The organism is Streptomyces sp. NPDC059169 (genome assembly GCF_042755225.1).
In the GTDB taxonomy this organism is placed as follows: domain Bacteria; phylum Actinomycetota; class Actinomycetes; order Streptomycetales; family Streptomycetaceae; genus Streptomyces.
Genome location: NZ_JBHZCF010000016.1, coordinates 55,191 through 78,236, shown reverse-complemented (window position 1 = coordinate 78,236; position 23,046 = coordinate 55,191). Strand labels below are relative to the sequence as shown.

At 71.6% G+C, this 23,046-nt stretch carries 24 protein-coding genes and 2 tRNA genes; 15 read left to right on the top strand and 11 right to left on the bottom strand.

Annotation, left to right across the window (positions count from 1 at the left end; translation table 11 throughout):
• Nucleotides 1-5: 5 nt before the first annotated feature.
• Both ACFXOM_RS26655 and ACFXOM_RS26650 read right to left on the bottom strand, forming a co-directional pair.
• A complete protein-coding gene (locus tag ACFXOM_RS26655) occupies nucleotides 6-1,220 on the bottom strand; it encodes a helix-turn-helix domain-containing protein (RefSeq protein ID WP_385039705.1) in 1,215 nt (404 codons plus the stop codon).
• Nucleotides 1,221-1,453: 233 nt separating this feature from the next.
• On the bottom strand, nucleotides 1,454-1,822 hold the full coding sequence (locus tag ACFXOM_RS26650) for a winged helix-turn-helix domain-containing protein (protein WP_384940723.1): 369 nt from the start codon (nucleotides 1,820-1,822) through the stop codon (nucleotides 1,454-1,456).
• 144 nt (nucleotides 1,823-1,966) lie between these two features.
• Here ACFXOM_RS26650 and ACFXOM_RS26645 point away from each other — a divergent pair, with 144 nt between their 5' ends.
• From ACFXOM_RS26645 to xerC, 13 genes are all read left to right on the top strand, one after another.
• Entirely contained in the window at nucleotides 1,967-2,323 is a 357-nt protein-coding gene (locus tag ACFXOM_RS26645) for a hypothetical protein (protein WP_384945709.1), read from the top strand.
• Nucleotide 2,324: 1 nt separating this feature from the next.
• Nucleotides 2,325-3,683 carry an FtsK/SpoIIIE domain-containing protein gene (locus ACFXOM_RS26640; protein WP_384945711.1) on the top strand — a complete coding sequence of 453 codons (1,359 nt, stop codon included), beginning with the start codon at nucleotides 2,325-2,327 and terminating at the stop codon, nucleotides 3,681-3,683.
• Between the two features lie 83 nt (nucleotides 3,684-3,766).
• Nucleotides 3,767-3,931, top strand: coding sequence for a hypothetical protein (locus ACFXOM_RS26635; protein ID WP_384945712.1), 165 nt, complete (start codon nucleotides 3,767-3,769; stop codon nucleotides 3,929-3,931).
• A 22-nt stretch (nucleotides 3,932-3,953) separates the two neighbouring features.
• Complete coding sequence (locus ACFXOM_RS26630; RefSeq protein ID WP_384945713.1) at nucleotides 3,954-4,619, top strand: DUF2637 domain-containing protein; 666 nt, start codon at nucleotides 3,954-3,956, stop codon at nucleotides 4,617-4,619.
• Between the two features lie 19 nt (nucleotides 4,620-4,638).
• Nucleotides 4,639-4,833, top strand: a complete 195-nt coding sequence (locus tag ACFXOM_RS26625) for a hypothetical protein (protein ID WP_384945716.1) — start codon at nucleotides 4,639-4,641, stop codon at nucleotides 4,831-4,833.
• A 1-nt stretch (nucleotide 4,834) separates the two neighbouring features.
• Entirely contained in the window at nucleotides 4,835-5,029 is a 195-nt protein-coding gene (locus ACFXOM_RS26620) for a mobile element transfer protein (protein ID WP_384945717.1), read from the top strand.
• Between the two features lie 17 nt (nucleotides 5,030-5,046).
• The gene (locus ACFXOM_RS26615; protein WP_384940709.1) at nucleotides 5,047-5,205 is read left to right on the top strand and encodes a hypothetical protein; all 159 of its coding nucleotides are present in this window, start codon (nucleotides 5,047-5,049) and stop codon (nucleotides 5,203-5,205) included.
• 26 nt (nucleotides 5,206-5,231) lie between these two features.
• Nucleotides 5,232-5,549, top strand: coding sequence for a SpdD-like protein (locus tag ACFXOM_RS26610; RefSeq protein ID WP_384945719.1), 318 nt, complete (start codon nucleotides 5,232-5,234; stop codon nucleotides 5,547-5,549).
• Between the two features lie 94 nt (nucleotides 5,550-5,643).
• A complete protein-coding gene (locus ACFXOM_RS26605; protein ID WP_385039597.1) occupies nucleotides 5,644-5,826 on the top strand; it encodes a hypothetical protein in 183 nt (60 codons plus the stop codon).
• Between the two features lie 5 nt (nucleotides 5,827-5,831).
• On the top strand, nucleotides 5,832-6,077 hold the full coding sequence (locus ACFXOM_RS26600) for a hypothetical protein (RefSeq protein ID WP_384940704.1): 246 nt from the start codon (nucleotides 5,832-5,834) through the stop codon (nucleotides 6,075-6,077).
• Entirely contained in the window at nucleotides 6,074-7,465 is a 1,392-nt protein-coding gene (gene repSA, locus ACFXOM_RS26595) for a replication initiator protein RepSA (RefSeq protein WP_384945722.1), read from the top strand. The genes ACFXOM_RS26600 and repSA overlap by 4 nt, the downstream gene beginning before the upstream one ends.
• The gene (locus ACFXOM_RS26590) at nucleotides 7,462-7,671 is read left to right on the top strand and encodes an excisionase family DNA-binding protein (protein WP_384940700.1); all 210 of its coding nucleotides are present in this window, start codon (nucleotides 7,462-7,464) and stop codon (nucleotides 7,669-7,671) included. Before repSA ends, ACFXOM_RS26590 begins: the two co-directional genes overlap by 4 nt.
• Entirely contained in the window at nucleotides 7,668-8,894 is a 1,227-nt protein-coding gene (gene xerC, locus ACFXOM_RS26585; protein WP_384940698.1) for a tyrosine recombinase XerC, read from the top strand. The genes ACFXOM_RS26590 and xerC overlap by 4 nt, the downstream gene beginning before the upstream one ends.
• A gap of 87 nt (nucleotides 8,895-8,981) precedes the next feature.
• Here the strand turns inward: xerC and ACFXOM_RS26580 are convergent.
• Both ACFXOM_RS26580 and ACFXOM_RS26575 read right to left on the bottom strand, forming a co-directional pair.
• A tRNA-Arg gene (locus ACFXOM_RS26580) sits at nucleotides 8,982-9,054 on the bottom strand.
• Nucleotides 9,055-9,478: 424 nt separating this feature from the next.
• Nucleotides 9,479-9,569, bottom strand: a tRNA-Ser gene (locus ACFXOM_RS26575).
• Nucleotides 9,570-9,894: 325 nt separating this feature from the next.
• Here ACFXOM_RS26575 and ACFXOM_RS26570 point away from each other — a divergent pair.
• The gene (locus ACFXOM_RS26570) at nucleotides 9,895-10,374 is read left to right on the top strand and encodes an SSI family serine proteinase inhibitor (RefSeq protein ID WP_384940696.1); all 480 of its coding nucleotides are present in this window, start codon (nucleotides 9,895-9,897) and stop codon (nucleotides 10,372-10,374) included.
• Nucleotides 10,375-10,911: 537 nt separating this feature from the next.
• A complete protein-coding gene (locus ACFXOM_RS26565) occupies nucleotides 10,912-15,102 on the top strand; it encodes a PAS domain-containing protein (RefSeq protein WP_385039594.1) in 4,191 nt (1,396 codons plus the stop codon).
• 227 nt (nucleotides 15,103-15,329) lie between these two features.
• Here the strand turns inward: ACFXOM_RS26565 and ACFXOM_RS26560 are convergent, their stop codons facing one another.
• The 7 genes from ACFXOM_RS26560 to ACFXOM_RS26530 form a co-directional block, all read right to left on the bottom strand.
• The gene (locus ACFXOM_RS26560) at nucleotides 15,330-16,982 is read right to left on the bottom strand and encodes a long-chain fatty acid--CoA ligase (protein WP_384940692.1); all 1,653 of its coding nucleotides are present in this window, start codon (nucleotides 16,980-16,982) and stop codon (nucleotides 15,330-15,332) included.
• A 175-nt stretch (nucleotides 16,983-17,157) separates the two neighbouring features.
• On the bottom strand, nucleotides 17,158-17,703 hold the full coding sequence (locus ACFXOM_RS26555; RefSeq protein WP_384940690.1) for a SigE family RNA polymerase sigma factor: 546 nt from the start codon (nucleotides 17,701-17,703) through the stop codon (nucleotides 17,158-17,160).
• A gap of 340 nt (nucleotides 17,704-18,043) precedes the next feature.
• On the bottom strand, nucleotides 18,044-19,210 hold the full coding sequence (locus ACFXOM_RS26550; RefSeq protein WP_384940688.1) for a lipid-transfer protein: 1,167 nt from the start codon (nucleotides 19,208-19,210) through the stop codon (nucleotides 18,044-18,046).
• Complete coding sequence (locus ACFXOM_RS26545) at nucleotides 19,207-19,710, bottom strand: MaoC family dehydratase (protein WP_384940686.1); 504 nt, start codon at nucleotides 19,708-19,710, stop codon at nucleotides 19,207-19,209. The genes ACFXOM_RS26550 and ACFXOM_RS26545 overlap by 4 nt, the downstream gene beginning before the upstream one ends.
• On the bottom strand, nucleotides 19,707-20,735 hold the full coding sequence (locus tag ACFXOM_RS26540) for an acyl-CoA dehydrogenase family protein (RefSeq protein WP_384940684.1): 1,029 nt from the start codon (nucleotides 20,733-20,735) through the stop codon (nucleotides 19,707-19,709). The genes ACFXOM_RS26545 and ACFXOM_RS26540 overlap by 4 nt, the downstream gene beginning before the upstream one ends.
• A gap of 1 nt (nucleotide 20,736) precedes the next feature.
• Nucleotides 20,737-21,717 (bottom strand): bifunctional MaoC family dehydratase N-terminal/OB-fold nucleic acid binding domain-containing protein, encoded by a 981-nt coding sequence (locus tag ACFXOM_RS26535; RefSeq protein WP_384945729.1) that lies wholly within the window; start codon nucleotides 21,715-21,717, stop codon nucleotides 20,737-20,739.
• Nucleotides 21,714-22,877, bottom strand: coding sequence for an acyl-CoA dehydrogenase family protein (locus ACFXOM_RS26530; RefSeq protein WP_384940810.1), 1,164 nt, complete (start codon nucleotides 22,875-22,877; stop codon nucleotides 21,714-21,716). Before ACFXOM_RS26530 ends, ACFXOM_RS26535 begins: the two co-directional genes overlap by 4 nt.
• Nucleotides 22,878-23,046 lie beyond the last annotated feature (169 nt).

The following is a 23,046-nucleotide window of genomic DNA, read 5'->3' as shown; positions in this document are numbered from 1 at the left end:
CCAGCTCAGACCACATGCAGCCGGTCGGCCAGACCTGCCAGAGTGCGACTTGGCCGCGCGCGCTGGTTCCGGACCCAGGTGAGCACAAGCTCACGCGCGAGGTAGTGGCTCCGTACCTGCTCGGGCGCCCAACTCTCCGCTTCAAGGATCTTGGCCAGGGCGTCGTCCATCCGGTTGTGCGCGCTGAGTGCCCGAGCAACTTCGAGGTTGTGGCGTGTGCGCCGCTCTGTCGGCAACGCAGCCGTGTCGATCTGCGGGCCGAGGTCTACGGCTACCTGCATGTCGCCCAGCTCGGCCGCAGTGGCGACGCGGTGAATCGCGACGTTCGTCGGCCCGAAGGCGGTCCAGACATGGTTGGCGTCCTGCCCGAGCCGTCGCGCCGCCTGATCGGCTTCTCCGAGGAACGTCTGAGTCGTAGCACGGTCCTCCGCCCGGGCCGCCGCCATGGATCCTGCCAGGAACAGAGTCCCGTAGATGGACAGGAACTCAGGAGTGGGCTCGGCGAGCCCCGGTCGGAGGTACTCCCCAGCGTCGCCTACAAGCTGCACGGCAGCGTCGAACCTTCCGTTCGACAGGAGGCAGTGCGCGACGGACCGGAACAGCGATCCGGTCACGACGCTGTTGTCGGACTGCTGAGCTGCTGTCAGGCCTCGGTCGGCGGCGATCCACGCGAGGTCAGTTTCGCCCAGTTTGGTCAGCACCATGGCGGCACCTTGGTAGGTCATCGCCATGAGTCCGTGCGCCTGCTCGCGCTCGTGGCCAGTGTAGGCCTGGGTCGAGATGAAAGCGTCCGCGAGCAGGAGGGGCAGACGCCTGGTGGCGAACCCGTACCGGGAGTCTTGGTACGCGTCCCAGACTTCGGCGACGTTACTGCGCAGCTCGTTGAGAGGGGTCGGTTCGCCTTCGGTGGTGACTCCTAACAGGGGAGTGAGCTGGCGGTAGTTCATCAGGGCGGTGCGCAGTGCCGGCACGGTTTGGGTTCCGCTGTCGGCACTCCAGTCCATGAGCGTCGGCTCGGCGAGCAGGTCGCCAAGAGTGACGTCCAGGGCGTCGGCTAGCGACTTGATGACCGAGAGCCTGTCCAGCTCCAACCGGTTGTTCTCGGCCTTGCTCAACCAGTCGATGGTGCGGCCGACGAGTCCGGCCAGCACTTCTTGGGACATCCCGCGCCTCCGGCGGTACCACGCGACTCGTTCGCCGATCGTCAGGTTCGTCGTCATTCCTCGCATGGGGAGAGCGTCCACCCGTCTCTCAATGCGACCCCGGAGAGATTTTCCGGGGTGCTGCGCCGGTCTGGTCCTAGCGTTGTTGACAACCCGAGGGACTGTCAGATCGAACTACAACGAAGGGGCCACGATGGCGCTGACCCCGGCCGAAGTGGTGGGACTGATACGCGATGTCAGGGCACTTGGAGAGGAGGTGGCAGATCTCGCGAGGCGCGCTGATGCGATGGTCAACCGTCTTGCGGATGCTTCCGAACCAGCTGCTCAAGCTGGTCCATCCGATCCGCGAGGCGGCGTACGTCGCGGCGAACCTCCGCCAGGTACGCGGTGATCTGCTCGAACTCCGGGCTGTGCTTGGTGGGACGGTCCTCGCTGGGGAGGGTTGCAAAGCTGCCCTTGCCCTGGTGGGAGTACGCGTAGCCGTCCTCACGAAGACGAGAGATCGCCTGCCGGGCGACAGTGCGGGAAACCCCGTGCTCAACCATCAGCTCCGTCTCGGACGGCAGCTTGTCCCCCGGGGATAGCTCCCCGTCTCGGATCCGCCGCTTGAAGTCGTCGGCGATCTCCAAGTACCTCGCACGCCCGGTGAAGTCGGCCATAGCCCCTCTCAGTGGTTGTCGCACTAAGTGGAGCACACAGAACAGACAAGAGTCGAGAATCACTTGACGCACTAAGTGTGTTAGGTGCACTCTCGTTACCGGTCGACGTACTAAGTACGTCAAGTTGATCGAAGGAGCGCACACATGCGTCAGATTCCTGTCGACACTTCCGCCGCGACCGTGATGGTGGCGCAGCCTCCGCAGCCGAAGGTGAAGGACCGTCGTACTGGTGAGCGTGCGATGGACGCGGAGACTGGTGCCGCGCTGTCGACCGTGGACGTGATGTTCGCGGCGAACGGTGAGGTGGAGATTCTTTCGGTGACCGTGCCTGAGACCGGCATCTCCGGTGATCTGGCGATGGGTACCCCGGTCGCTCTCACGGGGCTGATCGCCCGGCCGTGGGAGAACGAGTTCAACGGGCAGCGCCGTCACGGCATCGCGTTCCGCGCGGTTGCTGTCACGTCGTTGGTCGAGGGCGCCGCGAAGTCGAAGGCGGCCTGAGGTGTCGTGGCTGATTGTGTTACTGGTGCTGGTCGTCGCTGCTGCGGGTGTTCTGCGGTGGCGGCGCCCGGCCTGGTACTGGCTGGCCTTCGGCGTCACGTTCGCGACGCTGCGGGTCCTGGTCCGCTACGGCTCGGTCATGGAAGCGTGCGGGCTGACCGTTCCGCCGCCGCGCTGGCGGCTCGCTGTCGCTCGGATGGCCAACCGTCCCGCTCCCGAATCGCGGGCCCCGCGGATCCTGCGGGTGCGGCTCACCCGGACCGGTCTCGTCTTACGGCTCGGGCTGCGCCCTGGTCAGGATGCCTTCGATGTATCGGCGTCGTGTGATCGGCTGCGGCACTCGTTCGCCATGTACGGCGTCACCTCGCGTGAGCTGCGCTCGGGTGTGGTCGAGTTACGGATGACCGGCTATAACGTGCTCAAACGGGTGCAGATGCCCGCCAGGGTCGACACCGGCCCGATGCGGGTGCCGGTTGCCCTGCGCGAGGACGGGGCCGTGCACTACCGCGACTACCGCACCGTCCCCCACGCGCTCACCCTCGGGGCCACGAAGTCCGGCAAGTCCGTCTACCAACGCAACCTCGTCGCCGAACTCGCCGCGCAGCACGTCGCGCTGGTCGGCATCGACTGCAAGCAGGGCGTTGAACTCTTCCCGCTGGCCCGCCGATTCTCCGCCCTCGCCGACAACCCCGACACCGCCGCCGAACTCCTCGACGCCCTCGTCACACACATGGAGGACGTCTACCAACTGATCCGCGCCGAACAGCGCATCACCGCCGACGTGCCCGATGCCGAGATCGCCGCCGACATCTGGGACCTACCCGAGACCCTGCGCCCGACCCCCATCGTCCTGCTCGTGGACGAGGTCGCCGAACTCGCCCTGTTCGCCACGAAGGATGAGGAGAAGCGCCGGGACCGGATCATCACCGCGCTCGCCCGCCTGGCTCAGCTGGGCCGCGCTGCGGGGATCTACCTGGAGATCTGCGGGCAGCGCTTCGGCTCCGAACTCGGCAAGGGCATCACCATGCTCCGCGCCCAACTCACCGGCCGCACCGCGCACCGCGTCAACGACGAAACCTCCGCCGCCATGGCCTTTGGTGACATCGCCCCCGATGCCGTCCTGGCCGCGATCTCCATCCCGACCGATGCTCCCGGTCTCGCTGTCACCGGCGATTCAACGGGCGGCTGGGCACGGATCCGCACCCCGCACACGACCATGCGCCAAGCCGTCAACGCCTGCAACCGGCACGCCGGTCTGACTCCGGACCTGCCCGGCCTGGCCGACTTCCGGCCCGAACTCCCGCCCACGGCCTCGCTGATCAAGATCCCCGCTCCTTCCGTGGAACCCGCCTCCATCTGATCCACCCCCGCTCTCCTGGTCGGCGTGACCGTCTTCGCGCCAGGTCCCTACCCCCGTCATGCCTGAAACCGGAAGGAACGCTCATGGCCACTCGCAAGCACCGGCCGAAGAAGTGCCCGGACTGCAAAGGCACGGGCGAGATCACCGAGACCGTACGCGTCGGCACCGCCCGCAAAGCCCGCGAGACCCACGACCGGCAGGGCGCTCTGTGCCTGACCTGCCTGGGCACCGGCACCGCGACCGGCTGACACCACGAAGGAGGTGAACGACATGACCCGCACCCTGCGCATGGACGCTGTCCTGGTCCAAGCCGTGATCGCCGGGGCGCTGTCCTTCGCCCACCTGCACGACCTTGCCGCCGCTGCCGGGCAGACCGGCTGGAAGGCATGGGCCTACCCGATCAGTGTCGACCTGCTCCTGGTCGCCGCCTGGCGTCGGCTGCGCAACGACGGCCCGTCGCAGCTGGCCTGGTGCTGGTTCCTGATCGCCCTGGCCGCCTCACTCGGCGCCAACGTCGCCACCGCCGGATTCCTCGACCTCGCCCACCCGCCCGCGTGGCTGCGGTTCGGCATCGCCGGATGGCCCGCACTCGCCTTCCTCGGCGGCACCCTCCTCGCCCACACACCAGCCAACGCTGACCACGCGCCCACCCCCGAATCGGGGCCCGAACCGGTCGAGGTTGTGCCGGCCGAACCGGAACCCGCGCCCGAGCCGGTTCCCGTCGCCGAGCCAGAGCCCACCCCGGCCCTGCCCGCAGCACCCGAGCCCGCTCGCGTCCCGGCTCCGCCGGTCCCGGCCGCGCTGGTCGACCACGCCCGCAAGGTCGCCGACGACCACCACGCCCGCACCGGACAGCCGATCGACACCGACACCCTGCGCGCCCGCCTCGGCGTCCCTGCCCCGATGGCCGATGCCATCGCCGCCCAACTCACCTGACCTCGAACGGAGAAGCCCCGTGACCCGTGATCCGGCCGATCTGACCGCCGCCGCATACCTCGACGCTGCCCGCGAGATGACCGCCGCTGACCGGCCCTACCTCGCCCACCTGCTCGCCGAGGAAGCCGCCCAGCTCACCACCGACCCGGCCACCGCCGCCGGAATCCGCGCCACCTACCCCAACCCCACCACCGCCCGAACGGAGAGCGACTGACATGCCCACCCGCGACCACTTCCACTCCGTCATGCGGATCGGCCCCGTACAGATCGGCACCCACCGCGACCGCCACGGCCGCACCAAGCACGCCGCCGTGTGCACCGCCGACCGCTGCGGCTGGTCCGCCGACTACTCCAGCCCCTCGGCCGCCCAACTCGCCGCCCGCACCCACCGCTGCCGCATCACCAACTAACCAGGAGACCACCCGCCATGGACGTACCGCTCTGGCTCGCCCTGATCGTCGTCGGCGCCCTCGGCATCAAGCTCATCCGCCCGCCCTGGTGGCTCATCGCCGTGCTCCTCCTCGGCGGCTACCTCCTCGCCGACAGCCTCCTGGCACCCGTCATCAACACCGCCATCAGCAAGTAACCCACCCCAGAAGGGAGAACCATCCAATGCTCCGCCCGAAGATCCCCACCATGCCGACACCGACCGGCATCGTCACCCCGCCCGCCATCGAACCGACCGCCGTCATCCAGCACACCCCCGCACCGGCCCAGGCGGCCCCGGCACCCGTGGTTCCGGCCCGGCCCACGATCCAGCTCACCCCTGGTAATGCGCTCGCCCTCGTCGGCGCGGGTACCGCCGTGCTCCTGGTCGTCGGCGCGGTCCTCGTCTCGCTCCTGCTCGCGGTCGCTATCACCGCAGCCTCCGTGGCGGTCTGTTCCCTCGTGCTCCGCTCGCTGCTCACCACACAGGGCAAGCGCCGCTGACCGGCCCCCGGAGCGGCCTCGGTCGCCAAACTTCCGCCGCTCCGGGCGCCTTCCCACCTTCCAGATCCAACGGACCCGAAAGGGAAGCCCCATCATGCCTCAGCACGCCCCCAACACCCCCGTCTGCCGCGACTGCGACGGCTTCGCCACCGCCGCCATCACCACCGGTATCCGCCACCACGACGGCACCCGCGCCACCCTCCGTGTCGCCTGCCCCACCTGCAAGGGCACCGGACACACCCCCCAGGCCGTCTCCCTGATCCGGATCGGACGGTGACCGGGATGGGCGACCTGACCCCCGACGAGAAGACCCCCGGCCTGCACATCTCCGCAGAGCCCGTCTACCGCCGCCACGACGACCCAGGCCGCTGGTGGAACACCACCGCCTCTCGCCCCACCGCCGCCTACACCTGCGGCACCTGCGGCGAGTCCGACACCGCCCGCGGCGACAGCAAGGTCCGTGCCCTGGTCGACGACTACACCACCAACCACGGCCCCGCCCACCACCGGAAAGGCAACAGCAAGTGACCAACTCCGCCACCCTGGCGGGCCTGGACCCGACCACCCTCGGCGATCTACTGCGGGTGGCCGGGTCCCCCGGCTTCGACCGCTGGCAAGACCAAATCCACCGCACCGGCGGCTGCGCCGACCCCATCCACCTGCGTGGCTGGACCCTCACCAAAGACCGCGTCTCGGGCGAGACCCTGCACCACTACAGCACCGAGTCCGAACCCGGCGGACGGTTACGGATCGCCTGCGGCAACCGCCGCGCCTCCCGCTGCCCCGCCTGCGCCTGGACCTACGCAGGCGACACCTACCACCTCATCCGCGCCGGACTCGCCGGAGAGGAGTCCAAAGACATCCCCACCGCCGTCCGCAACCACCCCCGCGTCTTCGCCACCCTCACCGCCCCCTCCTTCGGCCCCGTCCACAACCGCCCCGACCGCGGGGCCTGCCGCTGCGGCACCCACCACACCGACGACGACCCCGCCCTGGGCACCGCCCTCAACCCCGACACCTACGACTACGCCGCAACCGTCCTGTTCAACAACCACGCCGGACAACTCTGGCAACGCTTCACCACCCGCCTCCGCCGCGAGATCGCCGCCCGCGCCGGACTCACCCAACGTGAACTCGCCGACCGCTGCCGCCTCTCCTACGGCAAAGTCGCCGAATTCCAAAAACGCGGCGCCATCCACTTCCACGCAGTGATCCGCCTCGACGGACCCGACGGCCCCGACACCCCACCCCCAAGCTGGGCCACCGTCCAGCTACTCACCGACGCAATCCGCGCCGCCACCACGCACTCCTACACCTCAACCACTGTCCCGGCCGCCGACAACCAACCCGCCCGGACCTTCCGCTGGGGCCGACAGCTCGACATCCGACCCATCCGCGCCTTCGGCGACGGCTCCGACATCACCGAACAAGCCGTCGCCTCCTACGTCGCCAAATACGCCACCAAAGCAGCAGAGAACACCGGCACCCTCGACCGCCGCATCGGCGAACTCTCCGAACTCGACCGCCACCACGTCCCCGACCACGCCCAACGCCTGATCACCGCGTGCCGAGATCTGGACGAGCAGTACCCCGACCGCCGCCTATGGGCCTGGGCCCACATGCTCGGCTTCCGCGGCCACTTCTCCTCCAAATCCCGCCGCTACTCCACCACCCTCGGCGCCCTCCGCCAGACCCGCGCCGACTACCGCGCCGCACAAGAACGCCAAACCCTCGGCCTCGACGACCGCGACCCGGACACCGTCCTCATCCTCGCCGACTGGCAATACGCCGGACACGGCCACACCCCCGGCGAATCCGCCCTCGCCGCCACCATCGCCCGCGACATCCAAACCAACCGCCAAACCGCCCGCGAAGCCCTGCAAGACCAACTCGCCCTGGAAGGAGTCACAGCATGACCACCACCGTGATCGAGCGGAAGTGGCACACCACTGCGGAGGTCGCCGAAATGCTCGGCTTCGGCCTGTCCAAGACCAAGATGCTCGTCCTCACCGGAGAGATCCGTTCCCTGAAGGAGGGCCGCAGCCGCCGCATCCTTCCTCGCTGGGTCGACGAGTACGTAGAGCGCCGGGCCCGTGAAGCCGAGGAAGGACTGACAGCATGAGCGGCAAGCGGGGCAACGGCGAAGGCTCGATCTACCCCTACAAGAACGGCTACGCGGCCTACGTCTGGGTGACCAAGCCTGACGGGAAGCGGGCTCGCAAGTACGCCTACGGCAAGACCCGTGAGGAGGTCCACGAGAAGTGGCTGAACCTCCATGCGGAAGCGAAGAAGGGGCCGGTGGCCACCCGGCACCGCACGGTCGCCGCGTTCCTCGCGTACTGGCTCGGCTCCATCGTGAAGCCCAATCTGGCCCCGCTGTCGTACGTCTCGTACGAGGGGTACGTGCGGCTCTACATCGCCCCGCACTTGGGTGCGAAGCGAATGGACAAGCTGACGGTCCGGGATGTGCGGGAGTGGCTGACCAAGCTGGCGACCATCTGCCAGTGCTGTGCCCAGGGCAAGGACGCGAAGCGGGAGCCCAGCCGGCGGAAGTGCTGCGCGGTCGGCGACTGCTGCGAGTCGTACCCGTCCCGCCGGGTGATCCAGGGTTCCCGCGATGCCCTGCGGGCCGCCCTGGCCCACGCCGTGACCGAGGAGGAGATCAGCAAGAACGTCGCCTCCCTGGTGAAGGTGCCGAAGCCTCGTCGTCGCCGGATCAAGCCGTGGTCCGTTGCTGAGGCGGGCCGATTCCTCGCGGACGCTGCCGCTCGGGATGACCACCTCTTCGCGGCCTGGGTGCTCGTGCTCTGCCTCGGGCTGCGCCGCGGGGAGGTCCTCGGCCTGACGTGGAAGTCCGTCGACTTCGAGACCGGCGAGCTGTACGTGGATCACCAGATTCAGCGCGCCGGGCGCCAGATCCTCCACCGTGAGACGAAAACGGAGGACTCGGACGACTTCCTGCCGCTGCCTGCACTCTGTCTCAAGGCCTTACGCATGCGCCGCGCCCAACAGCTCGGCGACCGCCAGGCCGCCGGGGATCTTTGGCAGGACAGCCATGACCTGATCTTCACCACGAAGTACGGCACCCCGATCGAGCCAGGGAACCTCACTCGCATGTTCGCGCTGCGTGCCCGCCGTGCCGGGCTGCGTGTGATCCCGCTCCGGAACACCCGGCACACGTGCAGCTCGCTCCTGGTCGCTCTCAAGGTCCATCCGAAGGTGGCTCAGCGCATCCTCCGGCACTCCCAGATCGCCATGACGATGGAGGTCTACGCCGAGGCGAGCGAGGAAGAGGTACGCGCCGCTATCGGCAAGCTGTCCGACGCGATGGGCGGTACCGGCTGACGACGATCAGCGCGGTTGCTGTACTTCGCTGCTGTACGGCACGACAAAGCCCCCTCCGGGATGATCCCGAGGGGGCTTCGACCTGTGTGCACTCGGCAGGATTCGAACCTGCAACCTTCTGATCCGTAGTCAGATGCTCTATCCGTTAAGCTACGAGTGCTTGGCGTTCCGGGGCTTTTCTCCCCGGTCGGCGTTGCGGGAACAACATTACATGACCTGCGCCGTCACGCGAAATCCGTTAACCAAACACTTCCTGAGCTGGGCAAATGCCCCCAACGGCGGTCCGGGTCGGACGAAGTCCGGTTACCGGGTGGGCCTGATGGCGCCCAGGGAGGGGCCGGGGAAGCCGAACGGGACCCCCGTACCGGCGAACGGGGCGCGCGCGGCGACCGGGACCGGAGTCAGGTGCAGGAGAAGGTCGCCGTCAGCGCAGCCGGCGGGGCCGGAACTTCCGCACGGCGAGCCGGCGAGGGCGGGCGAGCCACCGGGGCGCCAGCGGCCCCGACCGCGACGCAGGGCCCGCGGCCCAAGCCGCACGCGAACGGCCGAAGCCCCGACCGTGGGGCCGGGGCTTCGGTGTTCTGCGGAGGCGGAGGGATTTGAACCCTCGATGGGCTTTAAGACCCAAACCGCATTAGCAGTGCGGCGCCATAGACCGGACTAGGCGACGCCTCCAGCACACCCGCGCGGGCGCGGATGGTGCGTTGCAGATGATGACACAGCCGAGCGGCTCGCCACCAATCGATCCCCACGGTACTAGGCACGCCTGCCCCAGGGCAAAGAGCCGACCGGGCGTGCTCGCTTCCCTTCGGCGCCGCGTCCGAGCCGCCCCGGATCACCCGTCCCACCCCGGCCCGCGCGCCGTCGTCGTGGGCGCTCCGGGGGCCGCCGCACCACCCGTACCCGGTTGGCCCAGCAGTGATTGCGCAACGCACGGCCGTCGGGAGCGTTAGAGATGCCGGGGTGTCGCACCCCGATCCTTCGCAATCCTGGAGTACGCATGCTGCGCCGCCTGATCTTCGCCGTCGCCGCGACCGCCACCGCGTCCGTCGCCGCGCTCACCGCCGTCCCGGCCGCGGTCGCGGCCGCCCCCGTCCCGCTGCCGCTGCCCCTGCTGGAGAGGTCCGATGTCGGTGACCGGCTGACCATCACCACGTCGCACACCGGGAACCCCCGGGCCGACGGCACCTTCGAGCTGACGTGCGCGCCCGCCGGCGGCACTCACCCCGAGGCACCGGCCGCCTGCGACAAGCTGGCGCAGTTCGCCAAGGAGGGGAAGGACCCCTTCACGCCGATCGACGAGCGTTCGATCTGCACGATGCAGTACGGCGGCCCGGCCACCGCGCGCATCACGGGCATCTGGCGGGGTCGCAACGTCGACGCCACGTTCCAGCGCGGCAACGGGTGCGAGATCGGCCGCTGGCGGAGCCTGGAGCCGGTCCTGCCGACCGCTCGCTACCAGGAGCCCGCCGGCTCCTGAGGGCTGCCGTGGCGGAACGCCCGGCCGGTGTCCCGGACCGGGAGGGCGCAGTCGCGGGGCCCGGCGGTCCCGAGGTCGTGCTCCGGTGGCCACCACCCCGCCCCACGCACCCGTCGTCGGCGGCTGGACGTCAACCGTACGGCCCGACGTCATTCGCACGACCCGCAGGTCGCACCGCCCGCCAGACGCCTCCCCCGCTCCGTGCCGTCACCGGGCCCGGAATGAGGACGCCAGGCCGCACCCGGGGCCGTACCGCGTTCGGACGCCATCCGCACCGGCTGGTCGGGCTGCCGAGTCCGGGCCGTGGTCGGGTGTCGACCGGGCCGTGCTCGGGCCGCCGGGCGCACCCGGGGGCGCATGACCACTGCGTGTACGACTCCGTGTACACAGAACCTTGGTGAGAGCTCCCCCTCATCCACCGCCGCGGCCGCACCCCCTGCCTTTAGACTCCCTCCAGTGACAGGCCGCGGCCCCGAGGAGCAAGATGGGTGGGCCGGCCGTCCGAAAGATGCTGTAGGTCAGGGAGGAAGCGCCGTCGTGAGCAGCAGGCCATCCCGAGGCGCTGCTCGCCTCGCCGCCATACTCGACGCTCTCCCGGACGGGCTCGTGCTCGTCAACTGCAACGGCACGGTCGTCAACGCCAACACCATCGCGCTGGAGATGTTCGAGACTCCGGGCACGGCGCTGGTGGGCCGCGGCCTGCTCGACCTCCTCCCGTCCTTCGACTCCAAGCTGATCCCCGGCTCGATGCGACGTCCCGACGCGGCCGACGAGCGGGGCCGCACCAAGCCGACCCGGATGGTCGCGCGGCGCACCGACGGCGGGGAGTTCCCCGTGGAGGTCACCAGCGCGAGCCTGGAGGACGGCCGCGCAGCCTACGCCCACTCCGGCAGCGGAAGCGGCGGCTACACCGGCGACGAGCTGCTGATGCTGGTCGTCCGTGACCTTTCCGGCACCGTCGACACCGAGGCCGAACTCGCCCGCTCCCAGCGGCAGACCGAGATGATCCTGCGCGCCGCAGCGGAAGGCGTCGTCGGTACGGACACGGACGGGCGGGTCGTGCTCGTCAATCCGGCCGCGGCACAGATCCTCGGTTTCCGCGCCAGCGACCTCGGCGGCAAGGAACTGCACACGCTCGTCCTGCATTCGAGGCCGGACGGCGAGCCCTTCCCCTACGACGAATCGCCGCTTGCGGACACCCTCCGGTCGGGACGCAAGCACCGGGTGCGGGGGCAGGTGCTGTGGGCGAAGAACGGCAAGCCGGTGCCGGTCGACCTGACCACCGCGCCGGTGCGGGACGGCGACCAGCTGGTCGGCGCGGTGCTGACCTTCACCGACCGCCGGCCGTTCGAGGAGCTGACGGCGCAGCACGCCGCGGAGGTGGCGGAACGGGACGAGCGGCACAAGGCCGAGCTGGCGGAACGCGACGAGAAGTACGCCGCGGAGCTCAGCGAGCGGGACGAGAAGTACGCCGCGGAGCTGGCCGACCGGGCCGAGCGCTACGCGACGGAGATCGAGGAACGGGACCAGCGGGAGGCGGGGCTGACCGCCCGGCACGCCCAGCTGACCGCGGTGCTGGGCGATGCGCTGCGCGGCCCGCTGGAGGAGCTGCGCGGCGAGCTGGGCAAGCTGGCCGCCGACCCGGCCGGGCAGCTGTGGCCGGAGGCCAACCAGATCCTGCACCACCTCGCCGCGGGCTACGCCCGGATGACCACGCTCGTCGACAACGTGCTCGGCTTCCAGCGGTTGCACGCCGGATCCGAGACGCTGGCCAAGGCGACGGTGCTGCTCGACGCCGTCGTGGCGGCGGGCGTGGAGGGCGCGGTCGAGCTGATCGGCCCGGGCCGGGCCCAGTTCGCCGTGCACGCCCCGCCGATCGAGGCCGAGGTGGACGCGGCACGGATGTCGACGGCGCTGGCACACCTGGTCGCCGATGTCGCCGGAGTGGACTCGACGGGCAAGGCCCGCGCGGTCGCGCAGCCGGGCGGGTACGTCGACTCGACGATCGTGGTCGCGGCAGCCCAGCGCGGTGACGTCGTACGGATCGAGGTGCGCGGACCGTACGCCGGCGGCGACCCGGTGCACGAGCCGATCGTCCGCGGCATCGTGGCCGCGCACGGCGGTGTGTTGCAGACGCACGAGGTGCCGGGCATGAGCGGCAACGCGTACGTGCTGGAGGTGCCGCTGGGCGCGGGCGCCGGCACGGTTGCACCACCGCCGGTCCAGGAGGGCGCGCCCGCCCTGCCCGCTGCGCAGACGTCGGGAGGTGGACGGCGCCGCGCACGGCGCGCGTCCACGGACGCGTTCCTGGAGGGCCCCGCCGCTCCGGAGCCGTCCGTCGAGCCTTCGGGCCGGCGCCGCGCCCGCCCCGAACCGTCGGCCGACAACGCGACGAACGGTGCAAGCGGTGCTGCGGACGGTCCGGGGGCCGGGGGCGGCACGGGCCGTCGACGCGGGCGTCCCAGCCCCGCCGAGACGGGGGCTCCGGTCCTGCCCGCCACGGGATCGGTGGTGACCGCGGCCGAGGCGAGTGTTGCCCGGCCCGCGCTGGGCGAGGCAGTCCCCCCGCAGGGAGTGGGGCCCGAGGCTGCGGGCCATGCGGGCACGGGGCGTCGTGCCCGCCGCCCCCAGGGCGCGCTCGCCGCGCTGTCCCCGGCGGCTCCGGCGCGTCCTGTGCCTGAGGCGTCCGGGGAGCAGGAGACGGGCGCCGTGGCGGCGATCGAGTCGGGCGCCGCGCCCCGGGCGGACGGTGGATCAGGTGGGGGTACGGCTCCCACCGCGACTCCTGCCGCCGGCACGCCGTCCGGGCCCGTGGCGGAGCTCTCGCCCGGAGCCGGAAGCGAACCGACCACACCGACCGCACCGACCCCACCGACCGCACAACCCGCGCTGCCTGCCCCGCCCTCGCAGGGGGCGCAGCCGGAGCCATCGGCGCCGCCGGCCCGGGACGTTCGGCCCGAGCAGAACCGTCAACCCGCATCCGATGCCCAGCCCGCGCCGCACGCGCAGCACGAACAGCCCACGCAGGACGCATCCCAGGGCCGTGGCGTCGGAGCCGAGGCGCTGCAGCCCGTCGGTACGGGCACGCAGCCGGGAGGTCGGCGAGCGCGGCGGGCGCTCGGCACCGCGCAGGACCGCTCCCGGCCCGCAGCGGGGGCCGAGGAGGCACGGTCCGCGTTCGCACTGCCACCGGCCGGGGCGGACCGCGCGCCCGAGTCGGGGGGCCACGAGCAGGGCCACGACGCCCCGCCCGGCGGCGGACCGGACGCCGACCACACTCCGGCGCAGCCGCACCCCGTGCCGACGGGACGCCGGCGAGGGCGTCCCGCCGAGGGCGACACCCCCGCCCAGGGACTCCCCTCGCCCGCGGCCTCTCCAGCGACGCCCCCCGCCGCCACACCGGCGTCCGGTGATACCGGCTCGGTCCCGCTGCCGCCCGCCGTGCCCGCTCCGGCGGCGTCGCGCACGGCCCAGCCACTGCCGGCCGAGGCACCGGTACAGCCGTCGACACCGGTACAGCCGTCGACGCAGACGCCGACGCCGCTCCCGCTGCCCGAGCCGGGTGCCGCGCCGTCGCCCGAGGGCACCGTGGACCCGGACGCTTCTCTGGGCAGGTCCTTCAGTGTGAAGACGCTCGGGCAGGGCGTGCCCCTGGCCCAGCGGATCACGCAGCAGGGCCAACAGGCCCCGGCCGGCACCCAGGCCCCTCAGGAGCCGCAGCCGCCCGCCGCGGCCACCGGGCAGAACCACACGCTCGGTTCGGGGCGTCGCCGCAAGCTGGCCACGCCGCCGGAGGGCGAACGGGCCGAGCGTGCGCTGCCCGAGGCGGCCGCACGACCGCATCCGCAGCCCCAGCAGCGCATCCCCTCGTCCTCCGAGGGCCGCGCCTACGCCATCGGCGCCCCGGACGAAGGTTCCACCGAAGGGCCGGAACCGCTCGACGGGCCCGGCGGCGCCGTCGAGGTGGCGAACCGGCCCGCGCCCCTGCCCGTGGACGACGAGCTGCCGCCGGAGCCGCTGGACAACCCGCGCCGGCTGCTGGTCTGGCCCGCACCGGACGTCGCCACGCAGCAGGCGTTGAGCAACCGCGGCTACCGCCCTGTGATCGTCCACTCGCGCGAGGAGGTGGACGCGCAGATCGCCGCGTTCCCCGCTGCGCTGTTCGTCGACCCCCTGACCGGGCCGATCACGCGCACCGCGCTCCAGTCGCTGCGCCAGGCGGCGGTGGCGGCCGAGGTGCCGGTACTGCTCGCGGCCGGTCTGGGTCAGACCACGCGCGAGGCGGCGTACGGGGCTGATCCCGCCGTACTGCTCAAGGCGCTGGCACCGCGTGACAGCGAGCAGCATCCGTCACGGGTGCTGCTGATCGAGGAGCACGACGACATCGCGGCGGCGCTGACCGCCACGTTGGAGCGGCGCGGCCTGCAGGTCGCACGGGCCGGTGCGGACGCGGAAGCGGTGACCCTCGCCCAGCAGATGCGGCCCAACCTGGTCGTGATGGACCTGATGCAGGTGCGCCGCCGACGCGCGGGGATCATCGACTGGCTGCGCGCCAACGGGCAGTTGAACCGCACCCCGCTCGTCGTCTACACGTCGGCGGGGCTGGACCAGGCGGAGCTGCCCAAGCTCTCGTCGGGCGAGACGGTGCTGTTCCTCGCGGAACGGTCCACGAGCGCAGAGGTCCAGGGCCGGATCGTCGATCTGCTCGCGAAGATCGGTACGAACTAGTAGGGCTCGGTCAGGTTCCCGCCGACGGCGGCGGGCCGTGCCGCCGACCGGCAGCGGCAAGGCCGCGGGCAGGCGCACTCCCGATCCGCACCCCGGTGCGCGGCGCGCGGCCACGCACTCCCGGCGCCGCGGGCGTTCCGTCCGGCTCCGAACGGGGCCCGGCCCGGTGCGCGGTGGTGTGCGCCGGGCCGGAAGGGCGCACGGGCGGCCCTGCACCCGCGCACCGCCTACCGCAGTTCGGTGACGTCCAGCTCGCCGTCCGCGTACTGTCGGCGGATCACCTTCTTGTCGAACTTCCCGACGCTCGTCTTCGGGACGGACGGGACGATCGTCCAGCGCTCCGGGAGCTGCCACTTGGCGATCTTCCCGGCGAGGAAGTCCTTCAGCGACGCGTAGTCCGCGGTCGACGCCTCGGTCAACACCACCGTGGCCAGCGGCCGCTCGCCCCACTTCTCGTCGGGCACGGCGACGACCGCTGCCTCCACGACGTCCGGGTGGGCCATCAGCGCGTTCTCCAGCTCGACGCTGGAGATCCACTCGCCACCGGACTTGATGACGTCCTTGGCCCGGTCGGTGAGGGTGAGGAAGCCGTCCGCGCTGATGACGCCGACGTCACCGGTCTTCAGCCAGCCGTCTTCGCTGAACTTGTCGGCGGGCTTGATGGCCTGTCCGGACGCTCCGCCGTAGTAGGCGCCCGCGATCCACGGTCCGCGTACCTCCAGCTCACCGGCCGAGTCGCCGTCCCAGGGCAGCAGCTCCCCGCCGGGTCCGCGCAGCCGGGCTTCGACGCCGGCCGGGAAACGCCCCTGGGTGAGGCGGTAGGCGAACTCGGCGTCGGTGCCCACCGCGTGGGCCGGCGGCCTGGCGATCGTGCCGAGCGGCGAGGTCTCCGTCATGCCCCATGCGTGGCAGACGCGCATGCCCAGCTTGTCGAACGCCTCCATGAGCGAGGGCGGGCAGGCGGAGCCGCCGATGGTGACCTGGGTGAGGGAGCTCACGTCACGCGGCTTCATGGTGAGCTCGGCGAGGAGGCCCTGCCAGATGGTCGGGACGGCCGCCGCGTGTGTCGGACGCTCCCTCTCGATCATCTCGGCGAGCGGGCCGGGCTGCAGGAAGCGGTCCGGCATGAGCATGTTCACACCCGACATCAGCGTGGCGTGGGGGAGGCCCCAGGCGTTCACGTGGAACTGCGGGACGACCACCAGGCTGGTGTCGCCGTCGGTGAGCCCCATCGATTGCGCCATGTTGACCTGCATCGAGTGCAGGTAGATGGAACGGTGGGAGTAGACGACACCCTTGGGGTCACCGGTGGTGCCCGAGGTGTAACACATCGCCGCGGCCGCCCGCTCGTCCACGTCGGGCCAGTCGTACCCGCTCGGCTTGCCGGCGAGCAGCTCCTCGTACTCGTGCACCCGGGCGTCCGAGCCGTCCAGCAGCGAACGGTCGCCGGGACCTGACACCACCACGTGCTCGACCGTCGGCAGGTGCGGGAGCAGCGGTGCGAGCAGCGGCAGCAGGGAGCCGTTGACGATGACCACGCGGTCCGCGGCGTGGTTGACGATGAAGACCAGTTGTTCGGCGGGCAGCCGCAGGTTGAGGGTGTGCAGGACGGCGCCCATGCAGGGGATCGCGAAGTAGGCCTCGACGTGTTCCGCGTTGTTCCACATCAGGGTGGCGACCCGCTCGTCGCCCTCGACACCGAGGTCGTCGCGCAGGGCGTGCGCCAGCCGGGCCGCGCGTTCCCCGATCTCGCGGTAGCTGCGCCGCTGTGGCTCCTGTTCCCCGGTCCACGTGGTGACCTGTGAGTCCCCGTGGATCGTCATCCCGTGGGTCAGGATGCGGGTCAAGGTCAGCGGTACGTCCTGCATGGTGCTCAGCACGGCGTCCTCCCGGTGGGCGCGCAGCGTTTCGCAGGGGAGCCGCCGCCGGCTCCCTCTGGCGGTAGGGGTGTGCAGATTCTGCGCACATACCGATCGGTATGTCACTACCCCCGGGTACGAAAAGCGGAGCGGACCCGTCTCATCGGCTGCCCGGAGCGGCGCCGGTCACCCCTTTTCACCGCACCGGGGAGAGCTCCGGATCTTCACGGAGCTTGGCCAGCGCACGCGAGACCGCACTCTTGACGGTACCGACCGAGACGCCGAGGACCTCGGCGGTCTGGACTTCACTGAGGTCCTCGTAGTAGCGCAGGACGACCATGGCACGCTGCCGGTCCGGAAGCCTCATCACGGCCCGCCACATCGCGTCGTGCAGCACCTGCCGCTCGGCCGGGTCGGGCTCGGGCACCCCGGACGGCTCGGGCAGCTCGTCGCACGCGAACTCGTCGACCTTGCGCTTGCGCCACTGCGAGGTGCGGGTGTTGAGGAGCGCGCGGCGGACGTAGCCGTCGAGTGCCCTGTGGTCCTCGATGCGCTCCCAGGCGACGTAGGTCTTGGCGAGCGCGGTCTGCAACAGGTCCTCGGCGTCGCTCGGGTTCGCGGTGAGCGACCGGGCGGCGCGCAGCAGCACGGGCCCCCGTGCCCGTACGTACGACGAGAACGACGGGTAGAAGGGCGGCGGCACGGCGGCCGTGGAGGCGGCCGTGCAGACTGGCGTGGTCATGGCTCCACGCTAGGAGCGGGCGTTCCCACAGGGATCGGCCCCAGGTCCCGAAACGGGGTCCGCCTCAGGTTGTACGGGTGAGGCTGACCCGACCTCCTATGGGTGGAGGAAGCTGCGCCTTTCGGCAGGGATGGGACCGTAGGCCGCGGTGCCCCTGCCGGACACCCGCCGGGGCGCGGGCGGGCGCCGCGTCCGGCGCAGTACCGGGCCGAGGGCCCGGCTTCCGGACCGGCGTGCGCGGGTGGCGGTGCCTTCCCACGGGGGCGGCCGTGCCCGCGGACGCGGCCGGTGGTCCACGGCGCCGCACCGTGCGCGGCCGACCGTCCGGCCCGTTCGACGCCTAACCGTCCGCGCCGAGGAGCAGTGCGGAGGTCGGGACGCCCGTTCCGGCCGTGACCAGGACCGTGGCGGCGCCGGGATGCTGGTTCACGGACGTGCCGCGCAGTTGCCTGACCGCCTCCGCGATGCCGTTCATCCCGTGCAGGTACGCCTCGCCCAACTGGCCCCCGTGGGTGTTGAGGGGAAGGGCGTCCGCGGCCACGACGTCCGCGGCCTCGCCCGGCTCGCAGAAGCCGAACTCCTCCAGCTGCATCAGCACGAAGGGGGTGAAGTGGTCGTAGAGCACGGCCACGTCGACATCGCCGGGGCCCCGGCCCGAGCTCCGCCACAACTGGCGGGCGACCACCCCCATCTCGGGCAGTCCCGTCAGGCCGTCACGGTAGTAGCTGGTCATCTGCTCCTGGGCCCGGCCGGCGCCCTGGGCCGCCGCCACGATCACGGCGGGCGGCCGGGGCAGCGCCCGGGCACGCTCGACGGAGGTCACCACGACGGCTTGACCGCCGTCCGTCTCCTGGCAGCAGTCGAGCAGCCTGAGCGGTTCGGCGATCCACCGGGAAGCGGCGTGCTCGGCCAGGGTGATGGGCCTGCCGTGGAAGTACGCGGCGGGATTGAGGGCCGCGTGACGCCGGGCGGTCACGGCGACGTGCCCGAACGCGTCCGGGGTCAGCCCGTACGCGTGGAGGTAGCGCTGCGCCGTCATGGCCACCCAGGAGGCGGGGGTGAGAAGGCCGAAGGGCAGGCCCCAGCCGAGTGCCGCCCCCTCCGCCGACGGCTCCCGCCGCTGCACCCCGGCACCGAACCGGCGGCCCGACCGCTCGTTGAAAGCGCGGTAGCAGACGACGACTTCGGCGACTCCGGCGGCGATCGCGAGAGCCGCCTGCTGGACCGTGGCGCACGCCGCGCCGCCGCCGTAATGCACCCGGGAGAAGAACGACAGCTCGCCGATCCCGGCCGCCTGGGCGACGGTGATCTCGGGGCTGGTGTCCATGGTGAAGGTGACCATGCCGTCCACGTCGGCCGGGGAGAGCCCGGCGTCGTCGAGCGCGGCCCTGACCGCTTCGGCGGCCAGCGTGAGTTCGCTGCGCCCGGAGTCCTTGGAGAACTCGGTCGCCCCGATCCCGACGACGGCGGCCCGGCCTCCGAGCGCGTCCCTCCTGCGCACGCTCATGCCCTGACCTCCTGTTCCGGGTCCCTCCCGGCCCGGGTGGCTCCCTGCGCCGGACCTTCGGCGGTTGCGGCCGGGTCCCGGGAAGGTGTTGCGGCTGCGGGGACGCTCACGGTCACCGTGCCCGTGACGTGGTGACCGAGGCCGTTCGCACCGGTGATCCGGACCCGGGCGCACTCCTCGTCGACGTCGGTCACCGTGCCGGTCAACGTCATCGTGTCCCCGGGGTAGTTGGGCACCCCCAGGCGTATCGCGACCGCACGCAGCACGGCCAGCGGGCCGAAGTGGTCCGTGACGAACCGTCCGACGAGACCGTTGGTCGTCAGGATGTTCATGAAGACGTCCGGGGACCCCTTCTCCCGTGCGAGCTCAGCGTCGTGGTGCACGTCCTGGTAGTCCCGGGAGGCGATGGCCCCCGCGACGATCAACGTGCGGGTGATCGGGATGGTGAGCGGTGTCAGCTCGTCCCCCACCCGCGGGCCGCCGTCCGTCGTCCCGCTCATGCCGTCGCCTCCTCAGCGAGCAACCCGCCCAGTTCGTCCAGGAGCCTGGGACCTCCGCCCAGATGGGCGTCGAGCTGGCGCCCCCACAGGAAGTGCCGGTGGACGGGGTGGCCCACGTCCGCGCCGAGCCCTCCGTGGAGGTGCTGCACGGTGTGGACGACCCGCTTCCCCGCCTCGGACGCCCACCAGGCGGCGATCAGCGCGTGCGTGGCGCACGGCAGCCCTTCGTCATGGCGCCAGGCCGTTTCGTAGGCGGTGACCCGGATCGCCTCCGTGTCCATGTACGCGTCGGCGGCCCGGAGCTGCACGGCCTGGTGCGTGGCGAGCGGACGGCCGAACTGCTCCCGCACCGACGTGTGCGCCACGGCGCGGGCGAGCGCACCCGCGCACACGCCCGCCTGGAGCGCCGCGAAGGCGGTGCGGGCCACGGTGAGGACGTCCTCGTACGCGTCGTCGCCGCCGAGCCGCTCACCGGGAGTACCGTCCAGGGTGAGCCGGGCAGCCGCCCAGGGCGCGGTGGTCTCCACCCGCGCGGTCACGGCCCCGGCCGTCCGCACCCACCACAGCGCCCGATCGGCGTCCGGCACCAGCACATGGGTGGCGTCCCTCAGCCAAGGCACCCAGATCACCGTGCCGGTCAGCCGCCCGGCGTCGTCCGCGCGGACCGCTCCGGGCGCCGGGAAGGCGCCCGTCGCGACGGCCGACCCGTCCCGCAGGGCGGGCAGCAGCCGGGCGCGCTGCGCCCGCGTACCGTGTCTGGCGACCGCGAGCACCCCGTACGCACAGCTGACCGCGAGGGGGACCTGCGCGGTGGTGCGCCCCTGTTCCTCCAGCAGCAGCACGAGGCCGAGCAGCCCGGTCTCCTCGACGGACGCCGTGAGGCCGGCGGAGCACAGCTCTTTCCACAGCTCGGGGTCGCTCCCGGTACCCGCCGCGGCGAGTCGCTCGTGGCCGGACAGGTCGCCGAAGATCCGCGCGGCGAGGTCGCGGGCGGCGGTCTGCTCCTCGGTCGGGGTGAAGTCCATGTCAGAGCGCTCCTTCCGGCCCGGCAGGAGCGCCGGGGGAAACGTCCTCTCCGACGGCGCGGAACACCGGCAGTTCCAGCTCGTCGTCGGCCCGCAGGAACTCCAGCCGCACCGGCATCCCGATCCGCACCCTGTCGTACGGCACCCCGATGACATTGCTGATCATCCGTACGCCTTCGGCCAGTTCGACCAGGGCGACGGCGTAGGGAGGGTCGAAGGCGGGGAACGGTGGGTGGTGCATCACCACGTAGGAGTAGACCGTGGCGTCGCCACCCGCTTCGACGGTGTCCCAGTCCGGCGAGCCGCACGCTCCGCACCCGGGCAGCCAGGGGAAGCGGAGCGTCCTGCACGCCCCGCACCGCTGGATCAGCAGCTTGTGCGCGGCGACGCCCTCCCAGAATCCTGCGGTGTCCCGGTTGATCACCGGCCGGGGCCTGAGGGCATTCGGCTCGGGCCCCGCCGCCCGCCCCGATGCCGCCGCCCGCCCCGATGCCGTACGGGCGGCGGCCGGCGCGTACTTGAGGATGCGGAAGCGGTGCGTCCCGGCCAGCTCGCCGTCCGCCCGGACATCCGTCCGCGTGGTGACGAAGTACCCCGTCCCCAGCCTCGTCGTCTTGCGGTCGGACACCGACTCGATCACCGCGTCGAAGGTGATGCGTTCGCCCGGCCGCAACGGCCTCAGGTACTCCTGCTCGCAGTCGGTCGCCACCACGGAGGTGCAGCCAGCCGCGTCGAGCAGTGCGGACAACTCGTCGTACGCCCCCGAGCGGTCGGCGTGCCCGGACAGCCCGCCCATCGTCCAGGCCTGCAGCATGGTCGGCGGCGCGATCGCGTCCGGACCCGCGTAGGCGGGGTTCAGATCGCCCATCGCCTCGCACCAGTGCCTGATCATCGCCTCGTTGACGACGTCCTTGCCGACCACGGCCGTGGCGGCGGACCTGCCCTCGTACTCCTTGAGCCGGGCGTGCAGGTCCTCGCTCACCGCGGTCCCCTCCGCATGCCGAGCCGCATCGTCGCGACGATCTCCCGCTGCACCTCGCTCACCCCGCCCCCGAAGGTGTTGATCTGCGCAGCCCGGTTCATCCGCTCCAGCTCCCCGCCGGCGACGGCACCCGGAGAGCCGCTGCGCACCAGCCCCGCTTCCCCGGTGATCTCCTGGCACATCCGGTACACCTCGACGGCCGACTCTGTTCCGGCGAACTTCACCCCGCTGGCGTCTCCGGGAGCGAGCCGGCCGGCGGCCACGTCCCCCACCAGGCGCCAGTTGAGGAGTCGGGTGGCCGCCAGCCGGGCGTGCACCTCGGCGATGCGGGACCGTACCCACGGCTCGTCGAGCGGACGCGCCCCCGTCCCCGGATCGGGAGTGCGGGCCCGGTCGAGCGCCGCCGCCGCGAAGTCCTCGGCCTGCATGCCGATCGCGGCGAGGGCGACCCTCTCGTGGTTCAGCTGGTTGGTGATCAACCCCCAGCCGCCGTTCTCGGCACCGACCAGATTGCCTGCGGGGACGCGCACCCCGTCGTAGTACGTCGCCGTCGTCGTGAGCCCGCCGACGGTCTCGATGGGTGTCCAGGAGAAACCCGGGGCGTCGGTCGGCACCAGGACGATCGAGATCCCCCGGTGCTTCGGCGCCTGCGGATCGGTGCGGCAGGCGAGCCAGATCCAGTCGGCGTGCTGGGCGTTCGACGTGAAGACCTTCTGTCCGTCGATCACCCACTCCGTCCCGTCCCGCACCGCCTTCGTGCGCAGCGAGGCGAGGTCCGTCCCGGCCGCCGGCTCGCTGTACCCGATGGCGAAGACGTCCTCGCCGCGCAGGATCCCCGGCAGGAGGCGGGACTTCTGCTCCTCGGTCCCGTACCTCATCAGGGTGGGGCCGACGGTGTTCAGCGTGACCATGGAGACGGGCGCTCCCGCGCGGTAGGCCTCGTCGAAGAAGACGAACTGCTCGTCGGCGCCACGACCCTGGCCGCCGTACGCGACGGGCCAGCCGAGGCCCAGCAACCCGTCGGCACCGATGCGCCGGAGCAGTCGGCGTTGCCCCGCGCCGTCGCCGGCGGCCGGGGGGCCGTCCGGCATCAGGGCGCGGAAGTACGAACGCAGTTCGGCGCGCAGCCGCTGCTGGCGCTCTGTCGGGGCGAGGTGCACGGCGGCGGCCTCCGGGGCGGCACGGGAGAGGGAGCGGTGCGTGGCGGGCGGGGCCCGCGGCGATCCGAGCTTTTCTGACTGTCCGTCAGAAAGCTTGCGCCTGTCAAGGTCGCGCACGGAACCCCCGGGACACCCCCGCCCGGCCGAAAACGGTCTGTGCGGCGGTACC